Source organism: Pseudomonas sp. App30, assembly GCF_047947025.1.
GTDB lineage: Bacteria > Pseudomonadota > Gammaproteobacteria > Pseudomonadales > Pseudomonadaceae > Aquipseudomonas.
The window spans coordinates 6,700,922-6,725,543 of record NZ_CP133165.1 but is presented as its reverse complement, the minus strand read 5'-3'; the positions used below and the strand labels follow the sequence as shown (position 1 = coordinate 6,725,543).

23 protein-coding genes and 2 pseudogenes are annotated in these 24,622 nt (G+C 65.0%); 9 read left to right on the top strand and 16 right to left on the bottom strand.

Translation table 11 applies throughout. The features are described 5' to 3' along the window. Window positions 1-105 precede the first annotated feature (105 nt). The 12 genes from RAM80_RS31005 to RAM80_RS30950 all read right to left on the bottom strand — a co-directional run bounded on the left by RAM80_RS31005 (window position 106) and on the right by RAM80_RS30950 (window position 13,566). Complete coding sequence (locus tag RAM80_RS31005) at window positions 106-585, bottom strand: flavin reductase (protein ID WP_416427598.1); 480 nt, start codon at window positions 583-585, stop codon at window positions 106-108. Window positions 586-610: 25 nt separating this feature from the next. After that, window positions 611-1,825 carry an MFS transporter gene (locus tag RAM80_RS31000; RefSeq protein WP_416424181.1) on the bottom strand — a complete coding sequence of 405 codons (1,215 nt, stop codon included), beginning with the start codon at window positions 1,823-1,825 and terminating at the stop codon, window positions 611-613. Continuing rightward, the gene (locus tag RAM80_RS30995; RefSeq protein WP_416424180.1) at window positions 1,822-2,865 is read right to left on the bottom strand and encodes an MDR family NADP-dependent oxidoreductase; all 1,044 of its coding nucleotides are present in this window, start codon (window positions 2,863-2,865) and stop codon (window positions 1,822-1,824) included. Before RAM80_RS30995 ends, RAM80_RS31000 begins: the two co-directional genes overlap by 4 nt. A gap of 165 nt (window positions 2,866-3,030) precedes the next feature. Beyond that, window positions 3,031-4,497, bottom strand: a complete 1,467-nt coding sequence (locus RAM80_RS30990) for a 4-hydroxyphenylacetate 3-hydroxylase N-terminal domain-containing protein (RefSeq protein ID WP_416424179.1) — start codon at window positions 4,495-4,497, stop codon at window positions 3,031-3,033. 71 nt (window positions 4,498-4,568) lie between these two features. Further along, window positions 4,569-5,063 carry a PhzA/PhzB family protein gene (locus tag RAM80_RS30985; RefSeq protein ID WP_416424178.1) on the bottom strand — a complete coding sequence of 165 codons (495 nt, stop codon included), beginning with the start codon at window positions 5,061-5,063 and terminating at the stop codon, window positions 4,569-4,571. 40 nt (window positions 5,064-5,103) lie between these two features. Then, the gene (locus RAM80_RS30980; protein WP_416424177.1) at window positions 5,104-5,952 is read right to left on the bottom strand and encodes a PhzF family phenazine biosynthesis protein; all 849 of its coding nucleotides are present in this window, start codon (window positions 5,950-5,952) and stop codon (window positions 5,104-5,106) included. An 11-nt stretch (window positions 5,953-5,963) separates the two neighbouring features. Continuing rightward, complete coding sequence (locus tag RAM80_RS30975) at window positions 5,964-7,868, bottom strand: anthranilate synthase family protein (protein WP_416424176.1); 1,905 nt, start codon at window positions 7,866-7,868, stop codon at window positions 5,964-5,966. Further along, window positions 7,865-8,491 carry an isochorismatase family protein gene (locus tag RAM80_RS30970; protein ID WP_416424175.1) on the bottom strand — a complete coding sequence of 209 codons (627 nt, stop codon included), beginning with the start codon at window positions 8,489-8,491 and terminating at the stop codon, window positions 7,865-7,867. The genes RAM80_RS30975 and RAM80_RS30970 overlap by 4 nt, the downstream gene beginning before the upstream one ends. A gap of 45 nt (window positions 8,492-8,536) precedes the next feature. Beyond that, window positions 8,537-9,142: a pyridoxal 5'-phosphate synthase gene (locus RAM80_RS30965; protein ID WP_416424174.1), complete on the bottom strand. Its 606-nt coding sequence runs from the start codon at window positions 9,140-9,142 to the stop codon at window positions 8,537-8,539. Next, window positions 9,139-10,269 (bottom strand): hypothetical protein, encoded by a 1,131-nt coding sequence (locus RAM80_RS30960; protein WP_416424173.1) that lies wholly within the window; start codon window positions 10,267-10,269, stop codon window positions 9,139-9,141. Before RAM80_RS30960 ends, RAM80_RS30965 begins: the two co-directional genes overlap by 4 nt. A 27-nt stretch (window positions 10,270-10,296) precedes the next feature. After that, window positions 10,297-11,526 carry an MFS transporter gene (locus RAM80_RS30955; protein ID WP_416424172.1) on the bottom strand — a complete coding sequence of 410 codons (1,230 nt, stop codon included), beginning with the start codon at window positions 11,524-11,526 and terminating at the stop codon, window positions 10,297-10,299. A 9-nt stretch (window positions 11,527-11,535) separates the two neighbouring features. Next, window positions 11,536-13,566 (bottom strand): TonB-dependent receptor, encoded by a 2,031-nt coding sequence (locus RAM80_RS30950; RefSeq protein ID WP_416424171.1) that lies wholly within the window; start codon window positions 13,564-13,566, stop codon window positions 11,536-11,538. 157 nt (window positions 13,567-13,723) lie between these two features. Here RAM80_RS30950 and RAM80_RS30945 point away from each other — a divergent pair, with 157 nt between their 5' ends. Next, entirely contained in the window at window positions 13,724-14,659 is a 936-nt protein-coding gene (locus RAM80_RS30945) for a helix-turn-helix transcriptional regulator (protein WP_416424170.1), read from the top strand. A gap of 210 nt (window positions 14,660-14,869) precedes the next feature. Here the strand turns inward: RAM80_RS30945 and RAM80_RS30940 are convergent, their stop codons facing one another. The 4 genes from RAM80_RS30940 to RAM80_RS30925 form a co-directional block, all read right to left on the bottom strand. Beyond that, window positions 14,870-16,279, bottom strand: a complete 1,410-nt coding sequence (locus RAM80_RS30940) for a hypothetical protein (protein WP_416424169.1) — start codon at window positions 16,277-16,279, stop codon at window positions 14,870-14,872. A 2-nt stretch (window positions 16,280-16,281) separates the two neighbouring features. Continuing rightward, the gene (locus RAM80_RS30935) at window positions 16,282-17,526 is read right to left on the bottom strand and encodes an AAA family ATPase (protein WP_416424168.1); all 1,245 of its coding nucleotides are present in this window, start codon (window positions 17,524-17,526) and stop codon (window positions 16,282-16,284) included. 12 nt (window positions 17,527-17,538) lie between these two features. Next, window positions 17,539-18,153 carry a hypothetical protein gene (locus RAM80_RS30930; protein WP_416424167.1) on the bottom strand — a complete coding sequence of 205 codons (615 nt, stop codon included), beginning with the start codon at window positions 18,151-18,153 and terminating at the stop codon, window positions 17,539-17,541. Between the two features lie 401 nt (window positions 18,154-18,554). Continuing rightward, complete coding sequence (locus RAM80_RS30925; protein WP_416424166.1) at window positions 18,555-19,361, bottom strand: hypothetical protein; 807 nt, start codon at window positions 19,359-19,361, stop codon at window positions 18,555-18,557. A 262-nt stretch (window positions 19,362-19,623) separates the two neighbouring features. Here RAM80_RS30925 and RAM80_RS30920 point away from each other — a divergent pair. From RAM80_RS30920 to RAM80_RS30885, 8 genes and pseudogenes are all read left to right on the top strand, one after another. Beyond that, a pseudogene (locus RAM80_RS30920) lies at window positions 19,624-19,857 on the top strand (SDR family oxidoreductase); the annotation flags it as partial. 54 nt (window positions 19,858-19,911) lie between these two features. Beyond that, window positions 19,912-20,515, top strand: a pseudogene (locus RAM80_RS30915) (hypothetical protein); the annotation flags it as partial. A gap of 188 nt (window positions 20,516-20,703) precedes the next feature. Further along, a complete protein-coding gene (locus RAM80_RS30910) occupies window positions 20,704-21,021 on the top strand; it encodes a type II toxin-antitoxin system PrlF family antitoxin (protein ID WP_416424165.1) in 318 nt (105 codons plus the stop codon). Between the two features lie 23 nt (window positions 21,022-21,044). Further along, on the top strand, window positions 21,045-21,482 hold the full coding sequence (locus RAM80_RS30905) for a type II toxin-antitoxin system YhaV family toxin (protein WP_416424164.1): 438 nt from the start codon (window positions 21,045-21,047) through the stop codon (window positions 21,480-21,482). A 176-nt stretch (window positions 21,483-21,658) separates the two neighbouring features. Further along, on the top strand, window positions 21,659-22,009 hold the full coding sequence (locus tag RAM80_RS30900) for a metalloregulator ArsR/SmtB family transcription factor (RefSeq protein ID WP_416424163.1): 351 nt from the start codon (window positions 21,659-21,661) through the stop codon (window positions 22,007-22,009). Window positions 22,010-22,067: 58 nt separating this feature from the next. Beyond that, window positions 22,068-22,604 (top strand): arsinothricin resistance N-acetyltransferase ArsN1 family B, encoded by a 537-nt coding sequence (locus RAM80_RS30895; RefSeq protein WP_416424162.1) that lies wholly within the window; start codon window positions 22,068-22,070, stop codon window positions 22,602-22,604. Between the two features lie 122 nt (window positions 22,605-22,726). After that, the gene (locus RAM80_RS30890) at window positions 22,727-24,010 is read left to right on the top strand and encodes an arsenic transporter (protein ID WP_416424161.1); all 1,284 of its coding nucleotides are present in this window, start codon (window positions 22,727-22,729) and stop codon (window positions 24,008-24,010) included. A gap of 16 nt (window positions 24,011-24,026) precedes the next feature. After that, a complete protein-coding gene (locus tag RAM80_RS30885) occupies window positions 24,027-24,497 on the top strand; it encodes an arsenate reductase ArsC (RefSeq protein ID WP_416424160.1) in 471 nt (156 codons plus the stop codon). Window positions 24,498-24,622 lie beyond the last annotated feature (125 nt).

The following is a 24,622-nucleotide window of genomic DNA, read 5'->3' as shown; positions in this document are numbered from 1 at the left end:
CCAAGTGCCACTGACTTCCATAAAACCGTTATAAAACAATAAGCTTGACTGGCAGCAGCAGGACCGGCGCACGCCTGCCCAGCTGCTTCAGGTTGCGCTTGGCGCCTAGCCTAGCCGGTGGTAGGCGCGGTTGAAGTACACCAGCCCCTGCCCCGCACCGCCTTGGCGGATGCCGTGCAGGGTGCAGTAGAACACGCTGTGGGTGCCCACCTCATGCACCTGTGCAATGCGGCAGTCGAAGCTCACCAGGGCTTCGTCCAACACCGGCGCACCGCTTTTCAGGGTGCTCCAGGCGGTGGCGGCGAAGCGTTGTTCCATGCTCAGGCGGCGGTCGGCAAAGGTGGCCGACAGCGCCTGGTGGGCGCCGGCCAGCACGTTCACGCACACCGCGCCGTTGGCCTTGAACGGCGCATTGGCCTGGGATGCGCGGTTCATGCACACCAGCAGCGTGGGTGGCGTGTCGGTGACGCTGCACACCGCCGACGCCGTGAAGCCATGGCGCCCCGCCGCGCCGTCGGTGGTGATGACCGACACGGCGCCCCCCAGCATTGCCATTGCATCGCGAAAGCTGCTTGCATCCACCATGCTCATGCCTCCCTCGTTGGCGTGCTCAAACCTTGACGTCGCGGCCGGCCGGCAATGCCACCACCAGCTCAAGCAACAGAATGCCCGCCAGGATCAGCACTGGCAGGTTCCAGTCGCCGGTACGCTGGTAGAGCGCGCCGATCAACAATGGCCCTGCCACCGCAATCAGGTAACCGACGGTCTGCGCCATGGCCGAGATGCGCGTGGCGGTATCGATGCTGGCCGCCTTGCCGACGAACAGGAAGGTGCCCAGCGACAACCCCGCGCCCTGGCCAACCCCCAACAGGCAGGCCCACGCCAGCACGCTGCCCACCGGCATGTACAACAGCCCCAGGGTGCCGGCCAGGCACAACAACACCGTCAGCACGATATGCGGCCGTTGATCCCGACTGCGCGCGGCCACCAATGGCGTGACGAAGCTGGCCACCATCAGGCAGATCTGGGACAGCGAGAACACCAGCGCTGCCTCGGCCAGCGTGGTGCCGCGGTCCTTGAGCAACGTGGGCATCCACGGCAGGAACACGAACAGGTTGAGCACCTGCAGGCCGAAGAACAAGGTGATCGCCCAGGCCGTGCGGTCGCGGTAGACGTTGACCGGCGCGCTGGCGTGCCCCCCATGGCCAACGACGGCCGCCTTGTGACGCAGCTGCGGCAGCCATACCAGCAGCGCCAGCAGCGCCGGCACTGCCCATAGCCCCAGGGATGCAAAGGCCCCGGGCTGGCCTGCACCCAAGGCTTGCGACAGCGGCAGCGACACACTGGCACCCAGCACCGCCCCGGCGCCGAGCATCAGCGCATACACGCCCATGACCAAGCCCATGCGCTGAGGGCCGAACCGCTTGCGGGCCAGGGCCGGCATGATCACGTTCATTACCGCGATGCCGGCACTGCCCAGCACTGTGCCGGCGATCAGCGCCAGCTCGCCGAAACCGCGCAAGCCGCAGCCCAGCACCAACAAGGCCAGGGCGCCGAACAGGGCGCGCTCCTCGCCCAGCCAATGGCGCAGCTTGACCCCGGGTATGGAAAACAATCCCAGCAGCACCAGTGGCAAGGTGGTCACCAGCAGCGTCGAGCTGAAGCCCAGCTGCAGGGTCTCCAGCAGCGGCCCGACGGTGGCAAAAATCAGACGTAGGTTCAGCGACACCAGAATGAAACCCGCCCACAGCAGCCATGACTGCACCGCAGGTGCGGCAATCGCTGGCGCCGCGTTATCGGAAATACCCATGACTTTGCTGTTCATAGCGCTGCAAGCTCCACCATGACCAGGCCCTTGAGCCGCCCAGCACAAGCTTCCTGCAACGCCAAGGGGGCGTTGTCCAGGCCCTTCACCAAGGTATGCGCCAGCTGGATTCGGCCTTCGCGCTGCCACGCCTGCGCCTGCTGCAACCAGGCGTCGAACAGCGTCGGCGCATGCTCGTCGGCGCTGAAACCACGCACGGTCACGCCCTTGAGAATCAACTGGAAAGTGTCCACCTCCACCAACGCCTTCAGCGTTGCGTTGCGCGGGTTCAACTCGGCCGTCAACGCACCCAGCAGCACGCAGCGTGCACCGTGGCGGGTTTGTTCAATGGCAGCCGCCAGTTGCTCGCCGCCGACCATGTCGACGATCACGTCGATACCGTCCGGGGCGGCCACCGCCAGTTGCGTGCGGAAGTCGCCGCCGTCGCGGGTCACCACGACGTCGTAACCCAGTGCTTCGCGCATCCATTGGGCCTTCTGCTGGCCGCTGGTGGTGCCGATCACCCGGCCGGCGCCCAACAGGCGGGCAATCTGCCCGGCCATGGAGCCGATGGCGCCGGCGCCGCTGGTGACCAGCACGGTGTCGCCGGGGCGCACCTGGGCACATTCGCGCAGCGCAGCAAAAGCGGTCCAGCCGTGGCCCAGCCAGGCGGCCGGGTCGACGTCGGCGGTACCTACCCGCTTGCACTGGGCGGCCGGCACCACGGCGTATTCGCGCCAGCCCAGCGGGTGCATCACCAGGCTGCCCACGGCCAGGTCGCAGCCCGGACCTACCTGCACCACTTCGCCAAGGGCGCCATCGGCCAGGGTGTCGCCGGGGTTGAGCGGCGGGAAGGGAATGCCCTTGACCTCCTCGGCGCCCTGCTCCGCCATCAGGCGGGTGGAAATGGACACGCGGAACCAGCGGTTGCGCACCAGCACCTCGCCGGGGCCCGGGGTGCGCGCGGTGGTCTCGACAATGGCAAAATGTTCGGCCTTGAGCTCACCGCTGGTGTGGTCTATCAGAATGACCTCGCGGGACAGGCGGGTGTGTTCAGACATCGGTAATTTCCTTGTTTCAGTGGGTAAACGGCATCCGCCGCTGCGGCGCAGACCGCAACGGCAGTGCGCCCGAACGCTTCGCGGCCATTATAAAATCCGCGCCCTGCCTGCTCTGGGCGCATGCTTAGGCGATTCGGATTTAGGTTTTGGCAAAACGCGCAGGGGTCAGCGCGCCTCCAGGCCCACGGTGCGGCGCACCAGGCCGGCGCCCTCGCGGTAGTCGAAATCCAGCACCAGGCGGTCGCGCAGCAACGGTTCGCTGAGGGCGTGCTGCTCCTCGAACACCAGGGAGCGCATGGCGTGCTCGCTGGCGGCCACGTCCCACACCAGGTTCATCAGCAGGTTTTTCTCGCGGGCGCCGACCCGTTGGGTGTCGAGGAACCAGGAAAATTTCTGGCCAAACGCCGCGTTGCTGTCCAGGTCTTTCTCCGGGAAGCGCAGGATCAGGCCCTGGCCGCACAGCTCGCGCAGCAGATGGAGGATGCGCGGCAGCTTCTCCATGGCAAACACCCGGCCTGCCGCCAAGGCGTTGGGGCCGGGCAGCAGAATGTCGCCTTCGGACATCGTCGCCGTCTCCATGGATGCGATGCACATGCCCCGCAGGATCTCGGCGAACTGCACGATTTCGCTGACCCGCTGGCGCACCACCGGAATACCTTCCAGGCCCAGCACTTCCAGGATGACCTTGGCCAGCCCGGCGTACAGCTCGGCCTTGGTTTCCAGGCGCACCAGGGTGTACCAGTGGCTGTAGGAGGTGAACAGGTTGAAGAACCCCGCATGCGCCAGTTCCGGGGTGTTGGCCGCCATGATCCGCCAGCGCGGGATGAACACGTTGTCGAACACCACCATGGCCTCGGCCTCCTCGCCCTTGGAGGTCAGCGGGTGGTCATACGCCGTGGCTCCGGGGCGCGAGACCGCTTCGCGACAGAAAATCTTCACGCCTTCGGCGTTGGTGGGCACGTAGGCCCAGAACGACTCGGCGCTATTGGCCGGGTGCAGGCTGCCAACGAAGATCTCGTTGGACTGCGGCGCGACGGTGCCCACCCCCTTGATGCCACTGATCCAGATGCCACGCTCGTTTTCACGGGTGATGCGCATCACCGCCCGGTCTGGCGCCGGCAGGTCCAGCGCGGTGCCGGTGGAGCGGGCGCGGTAGCCCTGGGGGTCGACGATGGCCTCGGACAGGTACAGGCTGTTGCGCTCGGCGTAGTCGTGATAAGCGGCGATGTTCTCCGCGTACTCGGGGCATTTCTTCTGGAAGGTGGGAATGTAGCCGAGCATGCCCACCGAGAAGCTGGCAATCATGTCCAGACTGCGGCAATGGGTGCCCCAGGTTTTCTGCGCCACGTGGCGAATAGCGCGCCGGCGCTGGGCCAGGTCGTCCTTGCTGCGTGGCGCCATGTAGGCCGACGACGCCAGGTAACCGTCGGCGCGCCGGTAGGTCAGCAGGTCATCATTGGCGCCGGCCAGTTGCTCATCATAGATCTGCGCCACCTGGGCGATACCGCCGGCGGTGGAAAAATGCGTGGTGACATCTTCTACCTGTTCGCCCTGGTAGATCACCGTACGGTCGTCGCGCAGTGACTGCTTGAATGCCTCACCACTTTTCAGGAATTTGCGCTGGTCTTGCATGCTGTGCCCCATGGTTGCGTGCGGTTGCGGGAATGGCAGATGCCTGGGCCGGGCCCAGGCGCAGGTGAGCCTCAGTCGACCGGGATGCCGGCGCGGCGAATTGGCGTGATGGGAATGCCCAGGGCCACCATCTGGCGGTAGGGGTTCATGAATTCGCGCTGCTCGGTGATCTTGCCGTTGTGCAGGTAAAACGTATGGAAGAAGTGGTTGGCGTAATGGCCGGGCTCATAGCCGGGGAAGTTGATGGCGCCCTCGCCGTCGCATTCGGCGATGAAGTAGTTGGGGTCCTGGGTCTCGAAGATCTGCACGTTGGTCCACTCCCAGTCCGGGAAGCACTCCAGCGACCAGGCGCCATGGCGCTTGAGCACCGCGTGGCTGCGCGAGACGATGGGGGCCAGGGTGTCGTTGGTCCACAGCCCGGCCGAGCCGTTTTCGGCGAACAGCTGGTAGCGGGTCAGCCGCCCCTCACCGCGTCGGCTCATGTAGTCCTCGACGGTGGCGCGGTTGAGTTCGCGCAGGGTACTTTGTTCGGCGGGCCAGGGGTTGGTGACTGCTTGCTTGCTCATGGGTGTCTCCTTGGGATTGAAAGTGTGGTGTTGAGGGGGCTTACCACTTGCTGAACGTGCCGTGGGCGACGATGACGCCGCTGCCGCCGACCTGGATCGGGCCGATGCGCCCGAGGCTGCCGTGCACCTGGGCGCGCATCAGCGAGGGGCGGCCAATTTCCACCCCCTGCACAATCTCGATGGCCTCGCCGAAGGCCAGGCGGTCGTGGCGAATCAGGTGCAGTGCCAGGGGCCCGGCGGCGGAGCCGGTGGCCGGGTCTTCGGTGACGCCGTAAGCCGGCGAAAACATGCGTGCGCGCCACTGCCGCCCGTGCCCGGCGAAGCAATTGATGGCCACGTCCGGCAATGGCGCCAGCAGGCGCAGGTCGGGTTTCAGGGCGGCCAGGCTGGCCACGTCCTTGAGGCCCACGAACACGTGACGCGGGCCGTTGACGTACATCTCCACCGGCAAGGTCGAGCGCTCAAGGCCCAGGGCTTCAAGCACCACATCGGCGTGCTCGTAGGCAGACCAGGTGGGCACCGGCTGGTCCATCTGCACCGCAGCCAGCGCCCCGCTGGCGTCACGTTGCAGCTGGAACGGCACGGTGCCCATGCCGGTCTCGAACTTCAGCAGCGGGCCGGCGAAGTCCTGGCCCAGCACCACGGCGGTGCCCAGGGTGGGGTGGCCGGCGAAAGGCAATTCGTTCACCGGGGTAAAAATCCGCACCCAATAATCGCCGTCCTTGCGCGGTGGGAACACAAAGGTGGTCTCCGACAGGTTCAGCTCGCGGGCTATGCGCTGCATGTCCTCGGCGCTCAGGCCCTCGGCATGGGTGAACACCGCCACCGGGTTGCCGCTCAAGGGCTGCTCGGTGAAGGCATCGGCGATGACGTAATCGTAGGTGTGCATGGTGTGTCCTTTCACATCAGGGCTGGAATGGCCGTGGCCAGGCCACGGGCGTCGCGGGTGATATGCAGCAGCGCCTCGGCCAGCAGCGCCGGGCCACGCTCGGTCAGAATCGACTCGGGGTGGAACTGCGTGGAGCAGAAGCCCGAGCCGCGCAGGGCGTGCACTTCATGGCTTGCGGCATCGCGGCAGACCTCCACGCGCTGGCCGTGGTACAGCAGGCTGGGGTGCGGGTGGCGAGCACAGAAGGTGTTGTAGAAGCCCACTTTCTGCGGCGCACCGAAGTAGTCGATAGGCACCTGTACGCCCTGGTTGGGCTGCGCCAGCCGGCCGACGGGCAGGCCCAGTTCCAGGCACAGCAGCTGGTGGCTCAGGCACACCGCCATGAACGGCTTGCCGTGCGCCAGCGCCTGCCTCAGTGCAGCGCGCAGGCCATTGATGCGCCGGTCGCTGGGGTGGCCGGGGTCTCCCGGCCCCGGGCCGAATAGCGCCAGGTCCCAGTTGCCGGTCTGCACGCGCCAGTCATCGACGCTGGCGATAGACACTTTCACGCCCAGCGCCCGCAGCTGCTGGCCGAGCATTTCGGTGAAGCTGTCTTCGGCATCGATGATCAGCAACTCGCGCCCGGCCAGCTCGCGCGTAACGCTGCGACGGGCCTGGAAGTCGGCCAGCCAGAAGGTCGAGATGCCAGCGTTGCGCTGGGCCAGCGCGGCGGCGATGGCGGGCGACTGTTCCACGTCCAGCAGCGACGACTGGGTGAACGCGTTGAGAATGGCCTGGGCCTTGACCCGGCTTTCCTGCGCCTCGCTGGCGGGGTCGGAATGGCGGACGATTGTGGCGCCCACCGACACCCGCAGGGTACCGCCCTGATCGATGTCGGCGGTGCGAATCATGATGGTCGAGTCCAGCGCCACCTGCCCCGAGGCCTCGCGGCCGAACAGCGCCAGCACCCCGGCGTAATAGCCGCGGCCACAGGCCTCGTGACGGGCGATGACCCGGCAGGCGTTCTGCACCGGGCTGCCGGTGACCGCCGGCGAGAACAGGGTCTGCCGCAGGATGGTGCGCGGGTCGGCGTCGGAGCGGCCTTCCAGCACGTATTCGGTGTGCGCCAGCCGCGACATCATCTTCAACCGCGGGCCGATCACCTGCGCACCGTCGGGGCAGAACGAGGACATCATCTTCAGCTCCTCATCCACCACCATGTACAGCTCGTCGCTCTCCTTGCGGTCGTCCAGGAACTGCAGCACGCCGGACAGGGTGGCGCCGCCCACCGGGTAGCGGTAAGTGCCGCTGATGGGGTTCATGCACGCAACGCCAGCCTGCAGCGACACGTGGCGCTCGGGCGAGGCGCCGATCCAGGTGCGCTCGCCGGTGTGCACCAGGAAGGTCCAGTAGGCCTTGCTTTCCTGCTGGGCCAACTGCTTGAAGGCGGTGAGCGCACTGCCCAGCGAGTACTGCTCGATGCTGGCCTGCCAGGTGCGCTTGATGACGAAGTTGGCGCCCTCGCCGTTGCTGATTTCGTTGCCGATGATGCCCCGCACCAGCTGGGCGTAGGCGTCGTCGTCGATGTCGAACGCACCGGCGCCGATGGCCACCGGCGTGCCGGGCCATTCCTGCAGGGCGAGGTGCAGCGCCACCGTCTGCGACTCTTGCACCTGCATCAGGCGCAGGCTTTCACCGTCGTCGATGCAGTCGTAGCCGCGTTCACTGACCTGCCGGTACGGCACCAGGCTCAGCAGCCAGGGGCCGACGTGGTCGGCGGGCGGCAGCGGTATCTGGTCCAGCCGCTGGCACTCGAAGGTGGCGCCGCGCAGGATCTCCAGGGTGGGCACGCCGCCCTGCCCTGCACGAATCAACAAGGCGAACGCCCCCAGCGCCTGCGGCGCCTGGCGCAGCCGGGTGAGCAGCGAGGCATTCATGCCAGCACCTCCCCGGTGGCGACAATGCAGGCGCAGGCCTGTGCGGCATAGTTGAGGGTCGCAACGTGGTCCTGGCGGGAAAAATCAGCCACTGCGTCGCTGACGATGAACGTCTCGAGGTCATGGCTGAACGCTTCGATTGCAGTGGCCAGGATGCCTATGTGTGCGTACACGCCGCAGATGATCAACTGCTGCTTGCCGTGCTCGCGCATCAGCCGCAGCAGGTCGGTATTGAAGAAGGCGCTGTAGCGCCACTTGGTCAGCAGCCAGTCGCCGTCGCGCGAGGCACAGCGTACGTCGAGGTGGCGGTCCTGGGGGTCGACCTTCATGCCTTCACCCCAGAAGTCGCGCAGCAGGCCGCGCTGCTGCGGGGTCATGCCGCCGGGCTGGGCGGTGTAGGCCACCGGCATGCCATGGGCACGGGCACGGCCGATCAGCGTTTCGACGTTGCCCACCAGGGCCGGCGCCAGGTCCTGGGGCGGCAGTGGCCGCAGGAAGAAGCGCTGCATGTCGTGCACCAGCAACACGGCGCGCTGCGGGTCCACCTGCCACGGTGCCACGTTGGGCGCGATTTCATCGCGGTGCGGCAGGCGGTAGGACGAGATAGAGGGAATACCAGCCATGACTCACTCCTGTTGCAAGGGAAAGGGTTAGGGGTGGCGCTGCGCTCAGGGCTGCAGGCGCGAGGCAGTCCACTGCCCCTGGGCCCACTCGTATTTGAGGCGCTTGTAGAGACGGTCCGGGGCGAACTGCCAGAACTCGACGAGGTGCGGGCGCAGGATGAACCCGGCCCACTTCGGTGGCCGCGCCAGGCCGCCAAGCGCGCCGGCGGCCAGGGCCTGCTCGCGCAGCGCCTGCTCATCGGCCAGCGGCGCGCTTTGCGTGCTGACCACCGACATGGCGTGGGACTGTGGTGGCCGCGCGGCCCACAGGGCATCGGACTGGCCGGCGCCCAGCGCCTCCACCGGCCCGCTGACGATGACCTGGCGCTGCACCTGCGGCCAATGGAACACGCAGGACGCCCAGCCGGTGGCCTGGAGGTCGGCGCCCTTGGGGCTGTTGACATGGGTGGCGAATACCAGCCCGGCGGCCGACACATCAAGGATCTGCACGATGCGGTTGGAGGCAATGCCCTGGGCGTTGGCCGTGGCGAAGGCCACGGCGGTCGGCTCGATGACTTCGGCGGCCTTGGCCTGCGCCAGCCAGGCGTGAATGGCCTGTACCGGGTGCTGGGGGGTGGCGTCGAAAATGCTCGGTGCTGCGCTGTTCATCATTGGTGCCTCATGAGGGGTGGCATGGCCTGGGCGCTGGGCGCCAGGGCCTGGTTGGCGTAGCTGATAAAGTTGAATTCGGGGCGCAGGGCGATGTGCGAGGTCAGCGTCTGCACGTCGCGCCAGGTCTTCTGCAACTGGCTGGTGCTGTAATGGGCGTGCGCGCCGCTGAGGCGGAACACGCGGTTCATGGCGTCCAGCAGCAGTTGCGCGGCAAATGCGCCGTCACGGGCGTTGCGCGCTACCTGCAGCGGGGTCAGTTCGCCCTGGTCGGTGAGCTCGCAGGCGTTGCGCAGCAGCAACCGGCAGGTATCGACCGCGCTGCAGGCGCTGGCGTAGGCAATGGCCAGTTCGTTGGGCAGCGTGCTGGCGCCCAGCACCTGCGCCCACTGTTCCAGGCAGTGGCTGGCCGCGCCCAGGGCGCAGGACAGGAACAGCGCGGGGTCCGAGCCCACCGGCGAGGCCTGGTACTGCGGCCCTTGGGCGTGGCGGGCGCGGCCCTTGACCAGGTCGCTGCGGGCAAAGGTCATGTGGCTGGGCACGTGCACGTCGTCCAGGGTGATGGAGCGGCTGCCGGTACCGCGCATGCCCAGGGTCTGCCAGTCGTCCAGCACGCGCCAGGCATGGGACGGCACGGCTGCAAAGCGTGGTTCGCGCTCCTGGCCCTTGGGCTCGATCAGCACCAGGGCCCAGCGGGCGAAGTCGATGCCCGACAGGTAATGCCAGGTGCCGGAGAGGCGCCAGCCCTCTGCCGTGGTCTCTACCGTGCCGGTGCAGCGGAACGAGGCCGACAGGCGTACATCGAGGCCACGGCTCCAGATTTCCGTCTGCGCAAGGGGGGGCAGGTAGGCCGCCATGCGCCCGGTGACGGCCTGGATCACCGCGCACCAGGCGGCAGAGGGGCAGGCACTGCCAAGGGCGATGACGCGTTGTGACAGTTCGGCAAAGGTGCCGGGCTGGCCGCCCTGTTCGCGGGGCACGAAATGGCGGGCGAAGCCGGCGGCGGTCAGCGCGTCCACCACCTCTTCGGCCAGGGCGCAGCGCTTGTCGGCGCTGGACGCATGCTGGGCGGCCACGGCGCAGGCGTGATCAAGGGGTACAGGGGTGCGCAGCAAGCTGTGCTGGGGCATGGTGCAGTCTCCAGGGAAAGTCGAGGTTTATTCGGTGGGCCGGGCCTGGGGCACAGGCCGCAGTGGTTGGCCGCCGGCCAGCAGCCAGGTCAGCATCAGCGCCAGCCCGGCCAGCAGGCAGGCGAACAGGCCGGCGTAGCCCACGTGGTCGAGCAACACCCCCGCCAGCATCGGCAGCAGCGTGCGGCCAACCACGAACAGGCTGCTCTGGATGCCGTAGTCCAGGGCCGCCAGGCCAGGCCGGGCATGGTCCATCATCAGGCCGAACACCAGCCCGCCCGAGGCGCCCATCATCAGCGCCACCACCAGGGCCGCCACGGTGAGCGCCGTGGCGCCCGGGGCCAGGCCGGTGACCAGGGCCATCAAGCCCAGCGCCAGCAGGTTGCAGGCGGCGAACAGCGGTAGCGCGACCTGCGTGCCGCACCGACGTGACACATAACCGCCGGCCAGGCTGGCCAACGCCGCCGCCACACCACCGCCGACACCGACGATGCGGGCGATGTGCTCCGGTGCGAAACCCTGGTCCAGCATCAGCGGCTTGAGGAACACCCACACGGCGCCGATCAGCGGGTAATACAGCACCAGCAGCAGCGCCCACCGGCGCTGGCCAGGCATGGCGAACCAGGCCAGCCAATGGTTGGCGCCAAGGGTGGGAGCCTGGGTAGCTGAGCCATCGAGGGCAGGCTCAGGCAGCAACGGCACCACCAGCACACCCGACAGCACCACCAGCGCCAGCACTATCAAGGGCCACGCCCAGCCCAGCTGGCTGTGCAGCATCAGCATCAAGCCACCGCCGACAATCGCCCCCACCGACACCGCCGCCGAGCGCACCGCGCCGGCCCGCAGGCGCTCGGCCTCTGGCAGCAGGCGGATGGCCAGGGCGTTGATCGGCAGGTCGGCGCAGGTGCCCAACAGGCTTACCAGCATGGCCAGGCCGAACAGCACGCCATAGGGCGTGCTGCCCAGGTCATTGGCCGCCAGCACCAGCAGGCTGGCGACGTAGCCCAGGCCCAGCAGCAGCGCCCAGTTGCGGTAACTGGCGCGCCCCAGCGGCCAGCGTTCCAGCGGCGCCGCCAACAGGAACTTGGCCAGGGCCGGCAGGCCGGTAAGTTGCATCAGGCCGATCTGGGTGCCGCTCCAGCCGTGCTCGCGCATCACCAGCGGCAGGCCGATGAACAGGTAAACCAGCGGCGCGGTCAGCACCAGGTTGAGCCAGCCGAGCAGCAACTGCCGCGGCCACCACGAACGCATCTGCATGTCCACTCCTTATTTGCGCCAGGTCAGCCGCAGGCCGACTTCGCGTGGCGGGCTGTAAACCGTGTAATAGCCGGCGTTGTAGCCGACCGCGTCGTAGCGTTTGTTGGCCACATTGTTGGCGTAGGTGGCCACCTCCCAGTCACCCTTGCGGTAGCCGGTCACCAGGTTCACCAGGCCGTAGCCGTTGCGCTCGTAGCGGTTGGCGGGGTCGAGGTAGATTTTGCTGGTGCCTACCACCCCGGCCTGGGCGTACCAGCCGTTGGGCGCGGTGTAGCGCACGTCGGCGTGGCCGGTAAGCTTGGGGGCGAAGCTGTTGTAGTTGCCGGCGTAGCTGGCGGTGCCGTCCTGGAAGCTGTCGTAGGTGGTGCGGTTCCAGGCCAGGCCACCGAGCAACTGCCAGCCCTCGGCCAGCAGGTAGTCCAGGTCCAACTCCACGCCCTTGGCGGTGGCCCGCGCGGCGCTGGCGGTGTAGATCAGGCCGACCGCCGGCTGCACCTGCACCTGCACCTGCATGTTGTCGATTTTCATCAGGTAGGTGTCGATGGCATAGCGCAGGCGCTGGTCCAGCACCCAGCCCTTGAAGCCGGTTTCATAGCTCCAGATTTCCTCCGGCGCGTACGAGGGGTAGTCCAAGGTGGAGACGAAGACGTTGTAGCCACCCGCCCGCACGCCGCGGCCGGCGGTGATGTACCACTGGTTCTGCGGGTTGAACTGGTACTGCAAGGTGAGCTTGGGCGAGAAGTACTCCCAGTCCTCGCTCTTGTGCGTGCCACCGGCGGGGCTGATGGCAGCGGTCATGCGCTCCACCCGGGCGCCGGCCGACAACGTCCAGGCGTCGGTAAGCGGCAGGTTCCAGTTGCTGAACAGCGCCACCGACGAGGTCTTCAGGTTCGCGCGGTAGTCGTAGAACGTCGGGCTGCGCAGGGTGAAGTTGCGCAGGTCGTTGTCGCCCCGGTCACCGTACAGGCCCACCAGCCAGTCGGCGCGGCCCATCTGCCCTTCCACGCGGAACTCCTGGGACAGGGTGCGCATGTGGTTGTCGCGGCCGATGTACAGGGTCTGCGCCGGGCGGAAGTCGGTGTCCTGCAGCACGTCGTCGTGGTAGTCGTTGTAGGCGGTGATGGAGCGCAGGCGCAGGCCCGAGTCCAATTCGTGGGAGGCATTGACCGATAACGTCTGGCCCAGCGAGTGGTTCCAACTGGGGGTGCCCGAGGCCACCTTCGCCCGCGGGTCGCCAACGTTGCCCCAGCGCGTGGCGCCGTCGTCGTAGTCCTGGCGCACGTAGCGGGCGACTATGTCGGTAGCCTCCGAAGGCGTCCAGCGCAGGCCCATGTTCAGGTCCTGGTGGTCACGGTCATCGTCCTTGCCGCCGGTGTAGGTATTGCGGATAAAACCATCCTGCTTCAGCACGGCACCGGAAATACTGCCGTACAGCGTGTCCGCCACCAGCGGCGCGCTGAGCGCGAAGCGCAGCTCGCGCTTGTCGCGGCTGCCGATGTCGGTGGACACCGTGGCGCGGCTTACCTCATCCATCGGCTGGCTGTGGATGGCGATCACCCCCGCCTCGGCGTTGCGGCCATACAGGGTGGACTGCGGACCGCGCAGCACTTCCACGCGGTCAACGTCGAGGAAGCTGTTTTCGAACCCCTGGGCCATCATGGTCGGTACATCGTCCACCAGCATCAGCATGGACGAGGCGTAGGAATGGATGCCGGCGGTGAGACCGCGCATCACCGGGGCTTCCATGCCGGCCTGGCCGAAGGGCTGGAACGACAGGCCGGGAATGCGCCCCTCCAGCTGTTCCATGGTGGTGATGCCCGACTGTTCGATGTCCTGGCCGTCGATCACCGCGACGCTGGCGGGGACTTTTTCCAGTGGCCGGTCAACCTTGTCGGCCGACACAGTCACCGCCGGGAGCACCGTCACCGGGCCGGCCACGGCCGTGTCCTGGGTGCTGTCGGCCAGCGCGGCAACCGGGTGGGCCAGCGCCGACAAGGCAAGGAAAAGGGAGCGGCGCAAGGCGCCGGAGTGGTAGTTCATGCAGTGACCCAAGGCAGTAAGGGGGGCTGATTTGTGTGGTGGCCACTATAGGAAATAAATACGAATACATCTCATTCGTTTCTTAGTCGATACGGATTCTCTGTTTGGCATTTCGGATCCGACACGCCATCATCAGCAGCATTGGAAAGGAGTCACCATGAGCTATCGCTTCACGGCCGCGGATCGGTCGGCGCCCACCCGCGTGGGCAATACCCCCTGGGTGCGCTCGCAGCTGCCCGCCGAGTTGGGCACCTGCTACACCGACCAGTTGCTGTTCGAGGACGGCCTGGCCGTGGTGTACGCCAACTACCACCCACGCCATGACCTGGTGGAAACCAGCACCCAGGAGCGCCAGCGCTCGCTGACCGTAGCCGTGGCCCTGGACGGCCAGTCCAGCAGCACCGGGGCCAACGGCCAGCGCTTCGACTTCATTTCCGGGCAAAGCACCATCGCCGCCTATGGCTGCCTGCGCGGCGAGCGCCACTACCCGGCCAACCAGGCCATCCGCCAGGTGCGGCTGATTGCCCAGGAACCGCTGCTGCACAAGTACGGCCTGATGGGCCTGCTGGATGGCAGCGGCCAGGGCAAGAACACCCACCACCTGTTCTGCGGCAAGCACGGCGCCGCTACCCAGCGCCTGGCCGAATCGTTGATCCACCTGCATGACCACGCCGGCAGCCTGCTCGACACTCACATCACCGCACTGGGGCTACTGTCGGAACAGGTGCGGCCCTTCGTGCCGCAGGAAAAAGTGACCAGCAAAGCCTGGGCGCACGACCAGGACATCATGCAGCGCGCACGCGGCATCCTCATGAGCCAATACGACAGGCCGCTGACCGTGGGCTACCTGTGTGCGGCTGTCGGCACCAACGAGTTCAAGCTCAAGCAGGGCTTCCGCACCCTGTTCGGCACCAGCCCGCATCGCATGCTCACCGATATCCGCATGGCCAAGGCCTGGGAGTTGCTGGAGACCGGGCTGCAGGTGTCGACGGTGGCGTACAGGGTGGGGTTCGCACACCTGTCCAGCTTCAGCGCAGCGTTCGAGCGCTACTACGGCCGCACCCCAAAATCGGTGCGCCCCGCCACCTCGTAGCAGCCGCAGGCTGCGTCCGGGCCTACGCGGTGGTTGCCGCCTTGAGCAACCAGACAAAGTGAGGGGCGCGCATAGGGTCGCCAACGAAGGCGGTCTTGGTCGGACGATCCATATTGACAGGAGGTTGTGGGTAGCAGCTCGAGTAGGGAGAAGAACCTGTTGGTCATCGGCGTTCAATCCTGCCGCATTGATCCTCTGCGGCAGGCGCCGTCAATGCATCACCCCCATCAACCTATACCACCCACTCGCCCACCCCAGGCGTTCGTCTATGAAACGGCGGATGGCGCTGCCGCTCTGCACCCGCGCCGGATTCCAGGGGTGGACGGCCCAGTTCGACCCGCCCCCGGCGACGGCGGGATCGGCGAAGGCATAGTACTGCATGGTCAAGGACATGTTCTGGTCGGCCTTGTGAAAACCACTGACCAGCGCCGACTCCGGCACGCGCACCCCCTTGTCAGCCAGCCGATTGGCGGCCAGGCGGTACACCGGTTGCTGCCAGGGGGTTTCGCTGTGGTTAACCCAGTAACATTGTTGCGCGCCATACGCCTGGTTGCCGGTGAGTTGGCCGCCGTAATCGGCGGCCTGGGCGCACGCGGCATAGGCAGGGAAGCCGCCATGGTCGCTGACGGTCTGCAAATGGGCCACCATTACCTCCTGCAGTTTGTCGTTGTCGCTGCGGGCCAGGGTCAGCAGGTAGTCCTCGCCGCGCGCGAACGTCGTGTGGTCCAAGGCAATGCCTTGCCAGCGGCCTTCGGGCAATAGCAACGTCTTGCCGCCCAATGCCACATCGTTGGTGTACCACTTGCCGGCCACCTCCTCCGCGCTGCCCGGCGCGACGGCGGGCTTGTCACCCATCCAGCGACGCAGGGTGAAGTGATCGCCCTGGTAGCCCCCCTGGAAGGAGCTTGGATCAAGCCCTGTGATGCTTTTCAACCACGCCATGGCGCGCGGGTATTCAGCGCTCTTGGGATCATAGGCCCACTGCCCACCCGGCTGACGCGAGCAGTTTTGGCACGGCGACGCCCCATGGCTATAGACCTCCACCGGCACAGTATCGGGCACCCCCTGCACATCAGGCCCTGAATAGCCCACCGCAATCACCTTGCGTAGATCCGTGCCGGGACGCAGGGCAATCTTCCAGTTCACCGCCTCATAGGCCATCAGCACCAGCACCATCGGCGCATTGCTGCGTTCGACCTCTACGGTAATGGTGCGATATTCGGGATGCGCGGCCTCGAATTGCTCCTTGCAGTCCATGATGTGGGGGGACGGGTTATCGTGAGGCGTGCACACCTCCAACCATTTGATGCGATTGGCCCCCGAGGTCGCGGCGCCATAGACGCCGATCACATGCAGCTCGGTGTCGCTGCCGTAGGTGGTGGGCCCGACGGTGACGGGCCGGTCGAGCTCGGCGTCACGGGGCGACTGTCGCACCTGGCTGGCGACGGCGGCCGTGGCCGCCGGTTGCGCCGGCGGCGGGCTGTAGCGCCCTGCCCCCAGCGACGCCAGTGGCAGGCGCCAAGGCGCGGCCATGATCCACAGCGCCGTCATGAGTACCGTACCGCTGAACAGCCAGCGCCAGGGCGGCGAGCGCTGCCACAGGCTGTGCGCCTCGGCCATGCCTACCTCCGCTGCCCTTCCGTGGCGTGGGCGCGCACCGCCACCTGCTGTTCCTCGTCCATCAACAGCTCGACGCGCAACTGGCCAGCCTTCTTGGCCTCGATCAGCGAGTCGGCGAGCTGCTCCTCGATGGCGCGGATCAAGTCACGCGACGAGGTCAGGCGCTTCTGCCGTTGGTAGCGCGCCATCAGGGTGAGAATGATGTCGGGGTCAATGCCCTGGTCGGCCACTTGCAGGCCGTAGCCATGGATCATGTTTTCGATTTCCAGGGCGCAGACACGGGCAATGTCCAAACCTTTGAACGGCTGGAAGACGAAAATGCGGTCAATCCGGTTCAGCACTTCCGGGGCGAAGCTAGCTTCGTGCAAGGTATTGACCGCGGCGTCGCGCAGGCCGTCGGGGTCAGTGGCGAACTGCGCGGATACCTCGGCCAGGCGCTGGGTGCCGGCATTGGTGGTCAGGATGAAGATCGCCTGGGTCGTGGAGATGGCCTGGCCGTCGGAGCGCTCGGTGATGAACCCGTCGTTCCAGGCGGTCAGGAATGCCTTGAGCACGTCCGGGTGGGCCTTTTCGATTTCATCCAGCAGCACCACGGCGTCGGGTGAGTCCTGTAGCCCGGCCGTCAGCTTGCCGTAGGTGTCGGAGCCCACGTAGCCTTTGTTCATGCCCAGCAATTGCGACAGCGAATGGCTGCCAGAAGCAAACTGCGACATGTCCAGATGCAGCAACGGCCGCTCCAGCTCCTTGGCCAGGGTCTTTGCCAGGTAGGTCTTGCCAGTACCCGGCGGCCCCGCCAGCAAAAACACCCCCACCGGCTTGCCGCGCTGGGACAATGCCAACCGCCGGCGGATCTGCGCGGCAACGTCGTCGCATACCGCATCCTGCCCCACCACGCGCCGCTTGAGGGCCGCGGCCAGGCTCTTGGCGTCGATGAAGGTGGCGGCGTCGAGCTTTTCCAGGCCATCTTCCAGGGCTTGCTTGTTGGTGAGCCTGTCCAGAATATCCATAAGCGCCTCTCGGTTTAAAAAGCCCGGCAGACGCCCGGTGGCGTGCAGCCAGCCCAGTATCAGCAAGGTCCAGCCCAGCAGCGCTGCCGCGCCCAGGTACCAGCCCACTTGATGCAGCGCGGCGAGCATGGCGGCCACGGCGGCGGGTTTTGGCCAGTGGCTTTCGATGAACTGGTACAGCATCACGAAAACCATCAAAGCGAAGAACAACGGCATGTAGCGTGTCAGTCGGTTAAGCATGCCACCCCCGGGTCAAAGGCCCACGCGCAACGCCAGGCTTTGCCCCGGCGCCAGCACTGGCAGCATGACAGGACCGCTGACGGCGCGAATGCCCAGGGTGATACCCCCACCACCGTCCACGGCGCCGGTTACGGTCAGCAACCCATTGCCATCAACGGGCACGGCAAAGCGCGCGGGAGCGTGGCGCAAAGGGCAATCAATGCTGAAACCGGCGGAGGACAGCCGCACGACGTCACCGTCTTCCGAGGCAAAATCCCACACCTCGACCCACACCAAACGCGTGGCATCGCGGGCACTGGCCGGCTGCGCGGTGAGCGTGGCCTTGAGTTGGGCGCGCTGGGCGGTGTCCAAATGCATGCTGTCGAGCGCCTGATCGGTGTCCGGGGGGGCGACGGCTTCCAGGGTCAGCGGTGCCAGGTGCTCGTAGGTGCGCTGCAATTCAGTGCGCGTACTCGCCGAAAGGTGGTCCGAGGTGGCCGGCCACCAGGCGCTGAGCAACGCCCCCGTGCCCAGCACCGCAAGCATCGCCAACACCGCCAGGCGGACGCGGGGCAGCGGTTGCTTCACGGTGGGGCCGCGCACGGGCGGCGCCTGGGCGGAAACGGGTTCCAAGTGTTTGCGGCTCACGGGCATCATCCTTGACAAACCTCCGCCCGCGCGCTGGCGGAGGCGTGCCTGCCTTGTCAAACCAAGGGGGTTCAACTCACTTTAGAGGCTTTGCGCGAAAAGGGAAATAAACGGGCTGGCGGACCAGCCACCTAGGAAAAAGGCGAGGTCTTGGGCCGTGGTGTCTATCGGTTCTACCGTCGACAGCGGTCCCGGATGCTGCCGCGATAACCCTCCTGATAACTGTGAAATTTTTGATAGCCTCATTGCAAGGGCACTCAAGCAGGTGGTTCAGCTCACCTCCGTCATTCAGACGCGCCGTCGCTTTGCGCCATGAACTGCCCCGCGCAACCAAAGCCCTAGCCGGTGATCGACCTTGTGATCGAGTTAGCTGTCACTGACCAGATTTCCACTCCAGGCGCTCAGGGAACTGAGGGTGTTCCCGTCAACGCATCAGGTCGCTGATCCAGCATCGATCCATATATGGCCGATTCCATGACGATTCTCAGGGCAACTACAGGGTCAAGCACACCCTTCACCTCATGAATGATGCTGGCTGCAGCGTGGGCCGTTATGGCAGGCCAAAACTTGGTACTGGCCGGCCCCAAATGAGCAGGCCAAAGTCGTTTGCCAGGCGCCACAACCTCAGGCGCATCCCCAGTCAAACACATTGAGGCGAACGGCCACAAAAGCGTCAGCAATTGCCGCAGGGGTAGTTGCGGATAATGTTCTGCTGCAACAGAGGGCATCCCCTCTTTTTCGGAGCCTATTGCCGTTGTGACATGTGTGAATAGGTCCAGTACACCAGGCAAATATTTGGTATCCATACCCGCAGCCTCGGCGCCTCTACCCGCTACAGACCAGAGCCTCTCATTGAGGTTGGCATTACTGTCTGGGACCAGAGCGTCATACAGTGGCCTACCTTGAAAAAACTTGCCTGTGCTGGCTGCAACGCTGCGGAGCTGTCCTAACGCAACGTCGTCCTGTTCAGCGACAAGTTTGGTGAGCAGCGCATATTGGGCGGCAAATCCCGCAATCACCCCACTTGCTGCCAAATACGTTTCCGCGTGCAGGCGCCCATTCACAGTGACCCGCCCCCGGAGGTTGTTCAGAAAGGTACCTAAAGCAAAATTACAGGCAGCAAAATCGCTTTGCCCGTCCCATGGGTAGCTCGCGCGAGGGCGGTTCTGGGGAGGTATACGGCTGTTATTTTGATCCGAGTCTTCCATGCGGTTCGGTCCAGACGAGATTGAAAAGTGCGCTGAGTATGCCAAAGCCTGTTGCTCCCAAGATGAATCTTGACGTACCTGCGTTTCACCCCGTCGGCCAAGGCTCAGCCACGCGCCGTAGCCGCTGCCGCCAGGCTGCGCTGGTCCCTGAGTACGCCAAAAATATTTCCAGTGTGGTCGAGGGCCAGCGCAGCCTACGGCAGCGGCTACAGTGCTAGGGCTGGCCGTACGCTAGGGTCTACGGTGATGGCTCCCTGCCAATCTGCTTGCCTTAGAGCTAGGGCCAGAAATTCGCGTAAACGCTGTGGCACCAGGCTTGGTCGACACGCCTCTGACCGCAGAGTGGACAGGTGCCCAAGAGTTGTGGAGAACTCGTGCGCCTATGCGCAGGGCCGCTAGCCCAGAAGACATCGCAAAAGCTGTCGTAATGCTGATCGAGTCAGACTACCTGACTGGGGAGATACTGCTATCAGACGGCGGGTTGAATCTGACCTAGCTTTAACGTGCTCCGGTGGAGCATGTGAGTAGACGGGGCATCCTGTTTCGCCGAAGTGCGTCCTGGGCGGGGCTCGCGTTTTTCCGCCAATCCCTGCCACGGTTCCTCGCCTTCCCCCTGTGCGGCGCTTTGTGCGACAAATTCTCGCCCATCAGGAGCCTGCGTATCAGTCAAATCTATCCGGCGTCGCTCGGCGTGTTGGCGATGTCGCTGTATGGGGTCTTCGGTGGTATCGGCTGGCTCATTGCACTGTCGGCGCGGTGCGGCGTGCTGACCACACGGATACTCGATGATCGCATGTGGCGCGTTCATCACCGCACTGAGCCATAACCTGCAGGGTTATGCTTTGGGTTTTCTGTTGATCGTCGCCTTCGATAAAATGTTCAACGTCTACATGCGCACGGTCCGGCAGCGGGCAATACCTCCCCAGGATTTCGGCAAGACCGTCGGCGTGATCACGCTTCTAAATAACATGTCCCAGCCGCTGGCAGGTTTGTTGGTGGCCGTGTTGGCCGCACCTATTGGTACCCAGTAAGTCATTCTGATTCTCGCTGTGCTGACTGCGCTGCTAGGGGCATTCGCAACGTGGTGCTTTGCCCAAGGGGGCGGTCGTGCCGAGCTTTCGAGCCTCGAAGTAGAGCAAAAGGCTGGAAAGTAAATTGCGTGACCATTTGTTGAAGATTTTCAGGCAAGCGCTTTTTTCTGGATTGAGCTGGAGGACGGCGCTAGATTTGGTGGACCGTGGCTGGGTGAAAGCGCTGTCTATTCGTGACCCTAATAAAGCCGAAATTGACAGCGTAAGGATTATTCCTTACCATCCATTTCGCAGAGTCCCGGAGAACTTTCATGCCTGCCATCCACGAAATCGCCACGCTTACCTCGAAAGGCCAAGTCACCCTACCGAAATCTGTCCGCCAATTGCTCGGCCTGAATGCGGGGACCAAGATCGCGTTCGATGTCCGTGGAAGTGAAGTTGTGGTTAGCCGGGTGGAGGCCGATCATGAAGACCCTGCCATCGGCGCGTTCCTGAACGTGCTGGAGGCTGATATCCGCAGCGGGCGCAACCTCACCGCGCTGCCAGAGGACTTGGCACAGGCCATGCTGGCCAACGCGAACCACAGTGTGAACCTGGACGAAGACATTGACGGCGAGGTCGCACTTTGACGCAGCGCCATGGATGGTCACTGTTGTTCCATGAAGGTGTGACTTTACAGCTACGCAAACTGCAAGAAGCCGCCGCCCGGGCTGAACAGAACGACCCGCAGGGTTTTGAAGGCAACGCTAACGTCAAGCTGTTCCGCGCCCTGAGCCACCTGATCATGGAGGCTATCCCCGCCGACCCGGCCCGCGATGAGTTCCGCCAGGGTAATACGCTGGGCACCGCCTACCGCCATTGGCGGCGAGCGAAAATCGGCAGGCGCTTTCGTCTGTTCTTTCGCTACGATTCAAGGTCCAAAATCATCGTCTACGCATGGATCAACGACGAAAATACCCTGCGGTCCGCGGGTAGCAAATCCGACCCTTACGCTGTGTTCGAGAAGATGCTCGGACGAGGTAACCCTCCTGATGATTGGGATGCGCTGATGACAGCGACGCGTAGCGATTGGAGCGAACCCAAGGCATAAACCGCGCAGCACCCGTTGACCACGCCCCGTAGCAGCGGCCACCAGGCCGCGTCCCAGGCACCACCGTTTGCCAGGCACACCGCTAAACCCCAGGCAATCAAACCGCCCCTCTTCCGAAAACCACAAACACATGCGTAAATACGCATATACGCACCACAACCTACGGAAGCGGCAACATGAGCATGTCCCCCCCCGCCGTATTCAAATGCCTTGGCGACGAGACCCGGGCGCGCATCATGCTGCTGGTGCGGGCCGAAGGCGAGCTTTGCGTCTGCGAGCTGATCGCCGCCCTTGAGGACAGCCAGCCAAAAATTTCCCGGCACCTGGCCCAGCTACGGGCTTGCGGGCTGCTGGCAGACCGGCGGCAGGGCCAGTGGGTCTACTACCGCTTGCACCCGGAGTTGCCACAGTGGGTGCTGGAGGTCTTGCAACTGACCCTGGACGCCAACCTGGCCTGGGTGCACGGCGACCGCCGTCGCCTGGAGTCCATGGAGGGCCGCCCGGTTCGCCAGCAGGCTTGCTGCTGAATACCTGCGAATACCCTCGCAACAGCGGAATAGCGCCAACCCCACAGCAAGGACGATCATGACAGTCAACATCAGGACAGCAACAACGGCAGACGCTAGGGCCATTCAGGCCATCTATGCCCCGATGGTCTGCGACACGGCCATTTCCTTCGAACTCGTCCCACCGACGATCGACGAGATGGCAGGACGAATCGAAGCCACCCTGCTCACCTATCCCTACCTGGTGGCCGAGGTTGACGGCGAGGTAGTTGGTTATGCCTACGCCAGCCAACACCGCGCCCGCGAAGCCTACCGATGGTCTGTAGATGTAACCGTGTACGTAAGCCCCACCGCCCACCGTCAAGGCATAGGGCGAGCGATGTACCAGAAGCTGCTGCCGATACTCGAACGACAAGGGTTCCACGCTGCCTACGCGGGCATCGCCCTGCCCAATCCAGCGAGCGTAGGCCTGCATCAGGCGCTGGGTTTCAGCCATATCGGTACTTACCCTGAAGTGGGTTTCAAGCACGGCCAATGGCACAGCGTGGGCTACTGGCGCAAGGCACTTGGCGGTCCCACCCCGCCCACCGAGATCATTCCATACAGTAGTGTGTAGTCGCTGAGAGCTGGGCATCAGCAGAATGAGCTTTACCTAACATATGGATATCCGTATATTCGGATAATCATATTCGATTGCTCTGGCAGTCGCTTGTCTGCTCCCCTGCCCCGGTACCTCGCATGTTGCCCGCGCTGCTCATCTTCACCCTCACCATCATCCTGGTCATCTGGCAGCCAAAAGGCCTTGGCGTCGGTTGGAGCGCCACCTTTGGCGCGGTGCTGGCACTGCTCAGCGGCGCGGTGACACTGGGGGATATTCCACAGGTGTGGCACATCGTCTGGAACGCCACCGCGACCTTTATCGCGGTCATTATCATCAGCCTGCTGCTTGATGAAGCCGGGTTCTTTGAATGGACCGCGCTGCATGTGGCGCGCTGGGGCGGTGGCAGCAGCCGGCGGCTGTTCGCCTTTATCATCCTGCTGGGCGCCGCTGTATCGGCGTTGTTCGCCAACGACGGCGCCGCGCTGATCCTCACCCCCATCGTCATCGCCATGCTGCTGGCCCTGCGCTTCTCGCCGGCCGCCACCCTGGCCTTTGTCATGGCCGCGGGGTTTATCGCCGACACCGCGAGCTTGCCGCTGGTGGTGTCGAACCTGGTGAACATCGTCTCGGCTGACTATTTCGACCTTGGCTTCGCCCGCTACGCCGCCGTGATGGTGCCGGTCACCCTGGTGAGCATCGCCACCACGCTGGGCATGCTGCTGTGGTTTTTTCGCGCCGATCTGCCCCAGGTCTATGACCTGGCGCAACTGAAAGCCCCACGGGAAGCCATTCGTGACCGCGGGACGTTTCGCGCCGGGTGGTGGGTGTTGGCCGCGCTGCTGATCGGCTTCTTTGTGATGGAGCCATTGGGGGTGCCCATCAGCGCGACCGCCGCCGCGTGTGCGCTGGTGCTGTACCTGATTGCCGCCAAGGGCCACGCCATCGACACCGGCAAGGTGCTCAAGGGCGCCCCCTGGCAGGTGGTGGTCTTCTCCCTGGGCATGTACCTGGTGGTCTACGGCCTGAAGAACGCCGGCCTCACCGATTACATCGCGCAGTTGCTCAACGTGTTCGCCCAGCACGGTGTATGGGGGGCTGCCCTGGGCACCGGGCTGCTGAGCGCAGCGCTGTCCTCGATCATGAACAACATGCCCACCGTGTTGGTGGGCGCGCTGGCGATTCATGCCGCCGACGCGCCTGGCGTGGTGCATCAGGCCATGGTCTACGCCAACGTCATTGGCTGCGACCTGGGCCCCAAGATCACCCCCATCGGCAGCCTGGCCACCCTGCTATGGCTGCATGTGCTGGCAAAAAAAGGCATCACCGTCAGCTGGGGTTACTACTTCAGAACCGGGATCGTGCTCACGCTTCCCATCCTTGTCGCCACGCTGTGCGCACTTGCCTTGCGCCTCAGCCTTTGAACCCAGGACGCCCGTCATGAAAGTGCTGTTCATGTGTACCCACAACAGCTGCCGCAGCATACTCTCCGAGGCCTTGTTCAACCACTTGGCGCCGGCTGGAATAATGGCCGTCAGCTCCGGCAGTTTCCCCAGTGGCCAAGTCAACGCCCGGGCGCTGCGCACCCTGGCTGCCGCCGGCATTGCCACCGACGGTCTGTACAGCAAGGCCTCGGATGCCTTTGAGGGCGCGCCACCGGACATCGTCATTACCGTCTGCGACCGCGCCGCCGGCGAAGCTTGCCCGGTGTATTTCGGCCCTTCGCTCAAGGCCCATTGGGGGCTGGCCGACCCTTCTGCGGTGAGCGGCACCGAGCAGCAGATCGAACAGGCGTTCCAGCAGACCCTGACCAAGATCCGCGAACGGGTAGGCGCCTTGCTTGCCCTGCCCCTGGACGCCCTGAACCGTGACGAGCTGGGCGCGGAGCTTGCGCGCATTGGCACCCTGTAAGCCTGAACATGCCGCAGCAGCCTACGCAATCCTTGAACCGGGTCGCCTGCATCGCGGCCAAGGCCGGCTCCTACCTCGTCCACCGTAGGAGCCGACTTTAGTCGCGATGCAGGCGACGCGGCTTC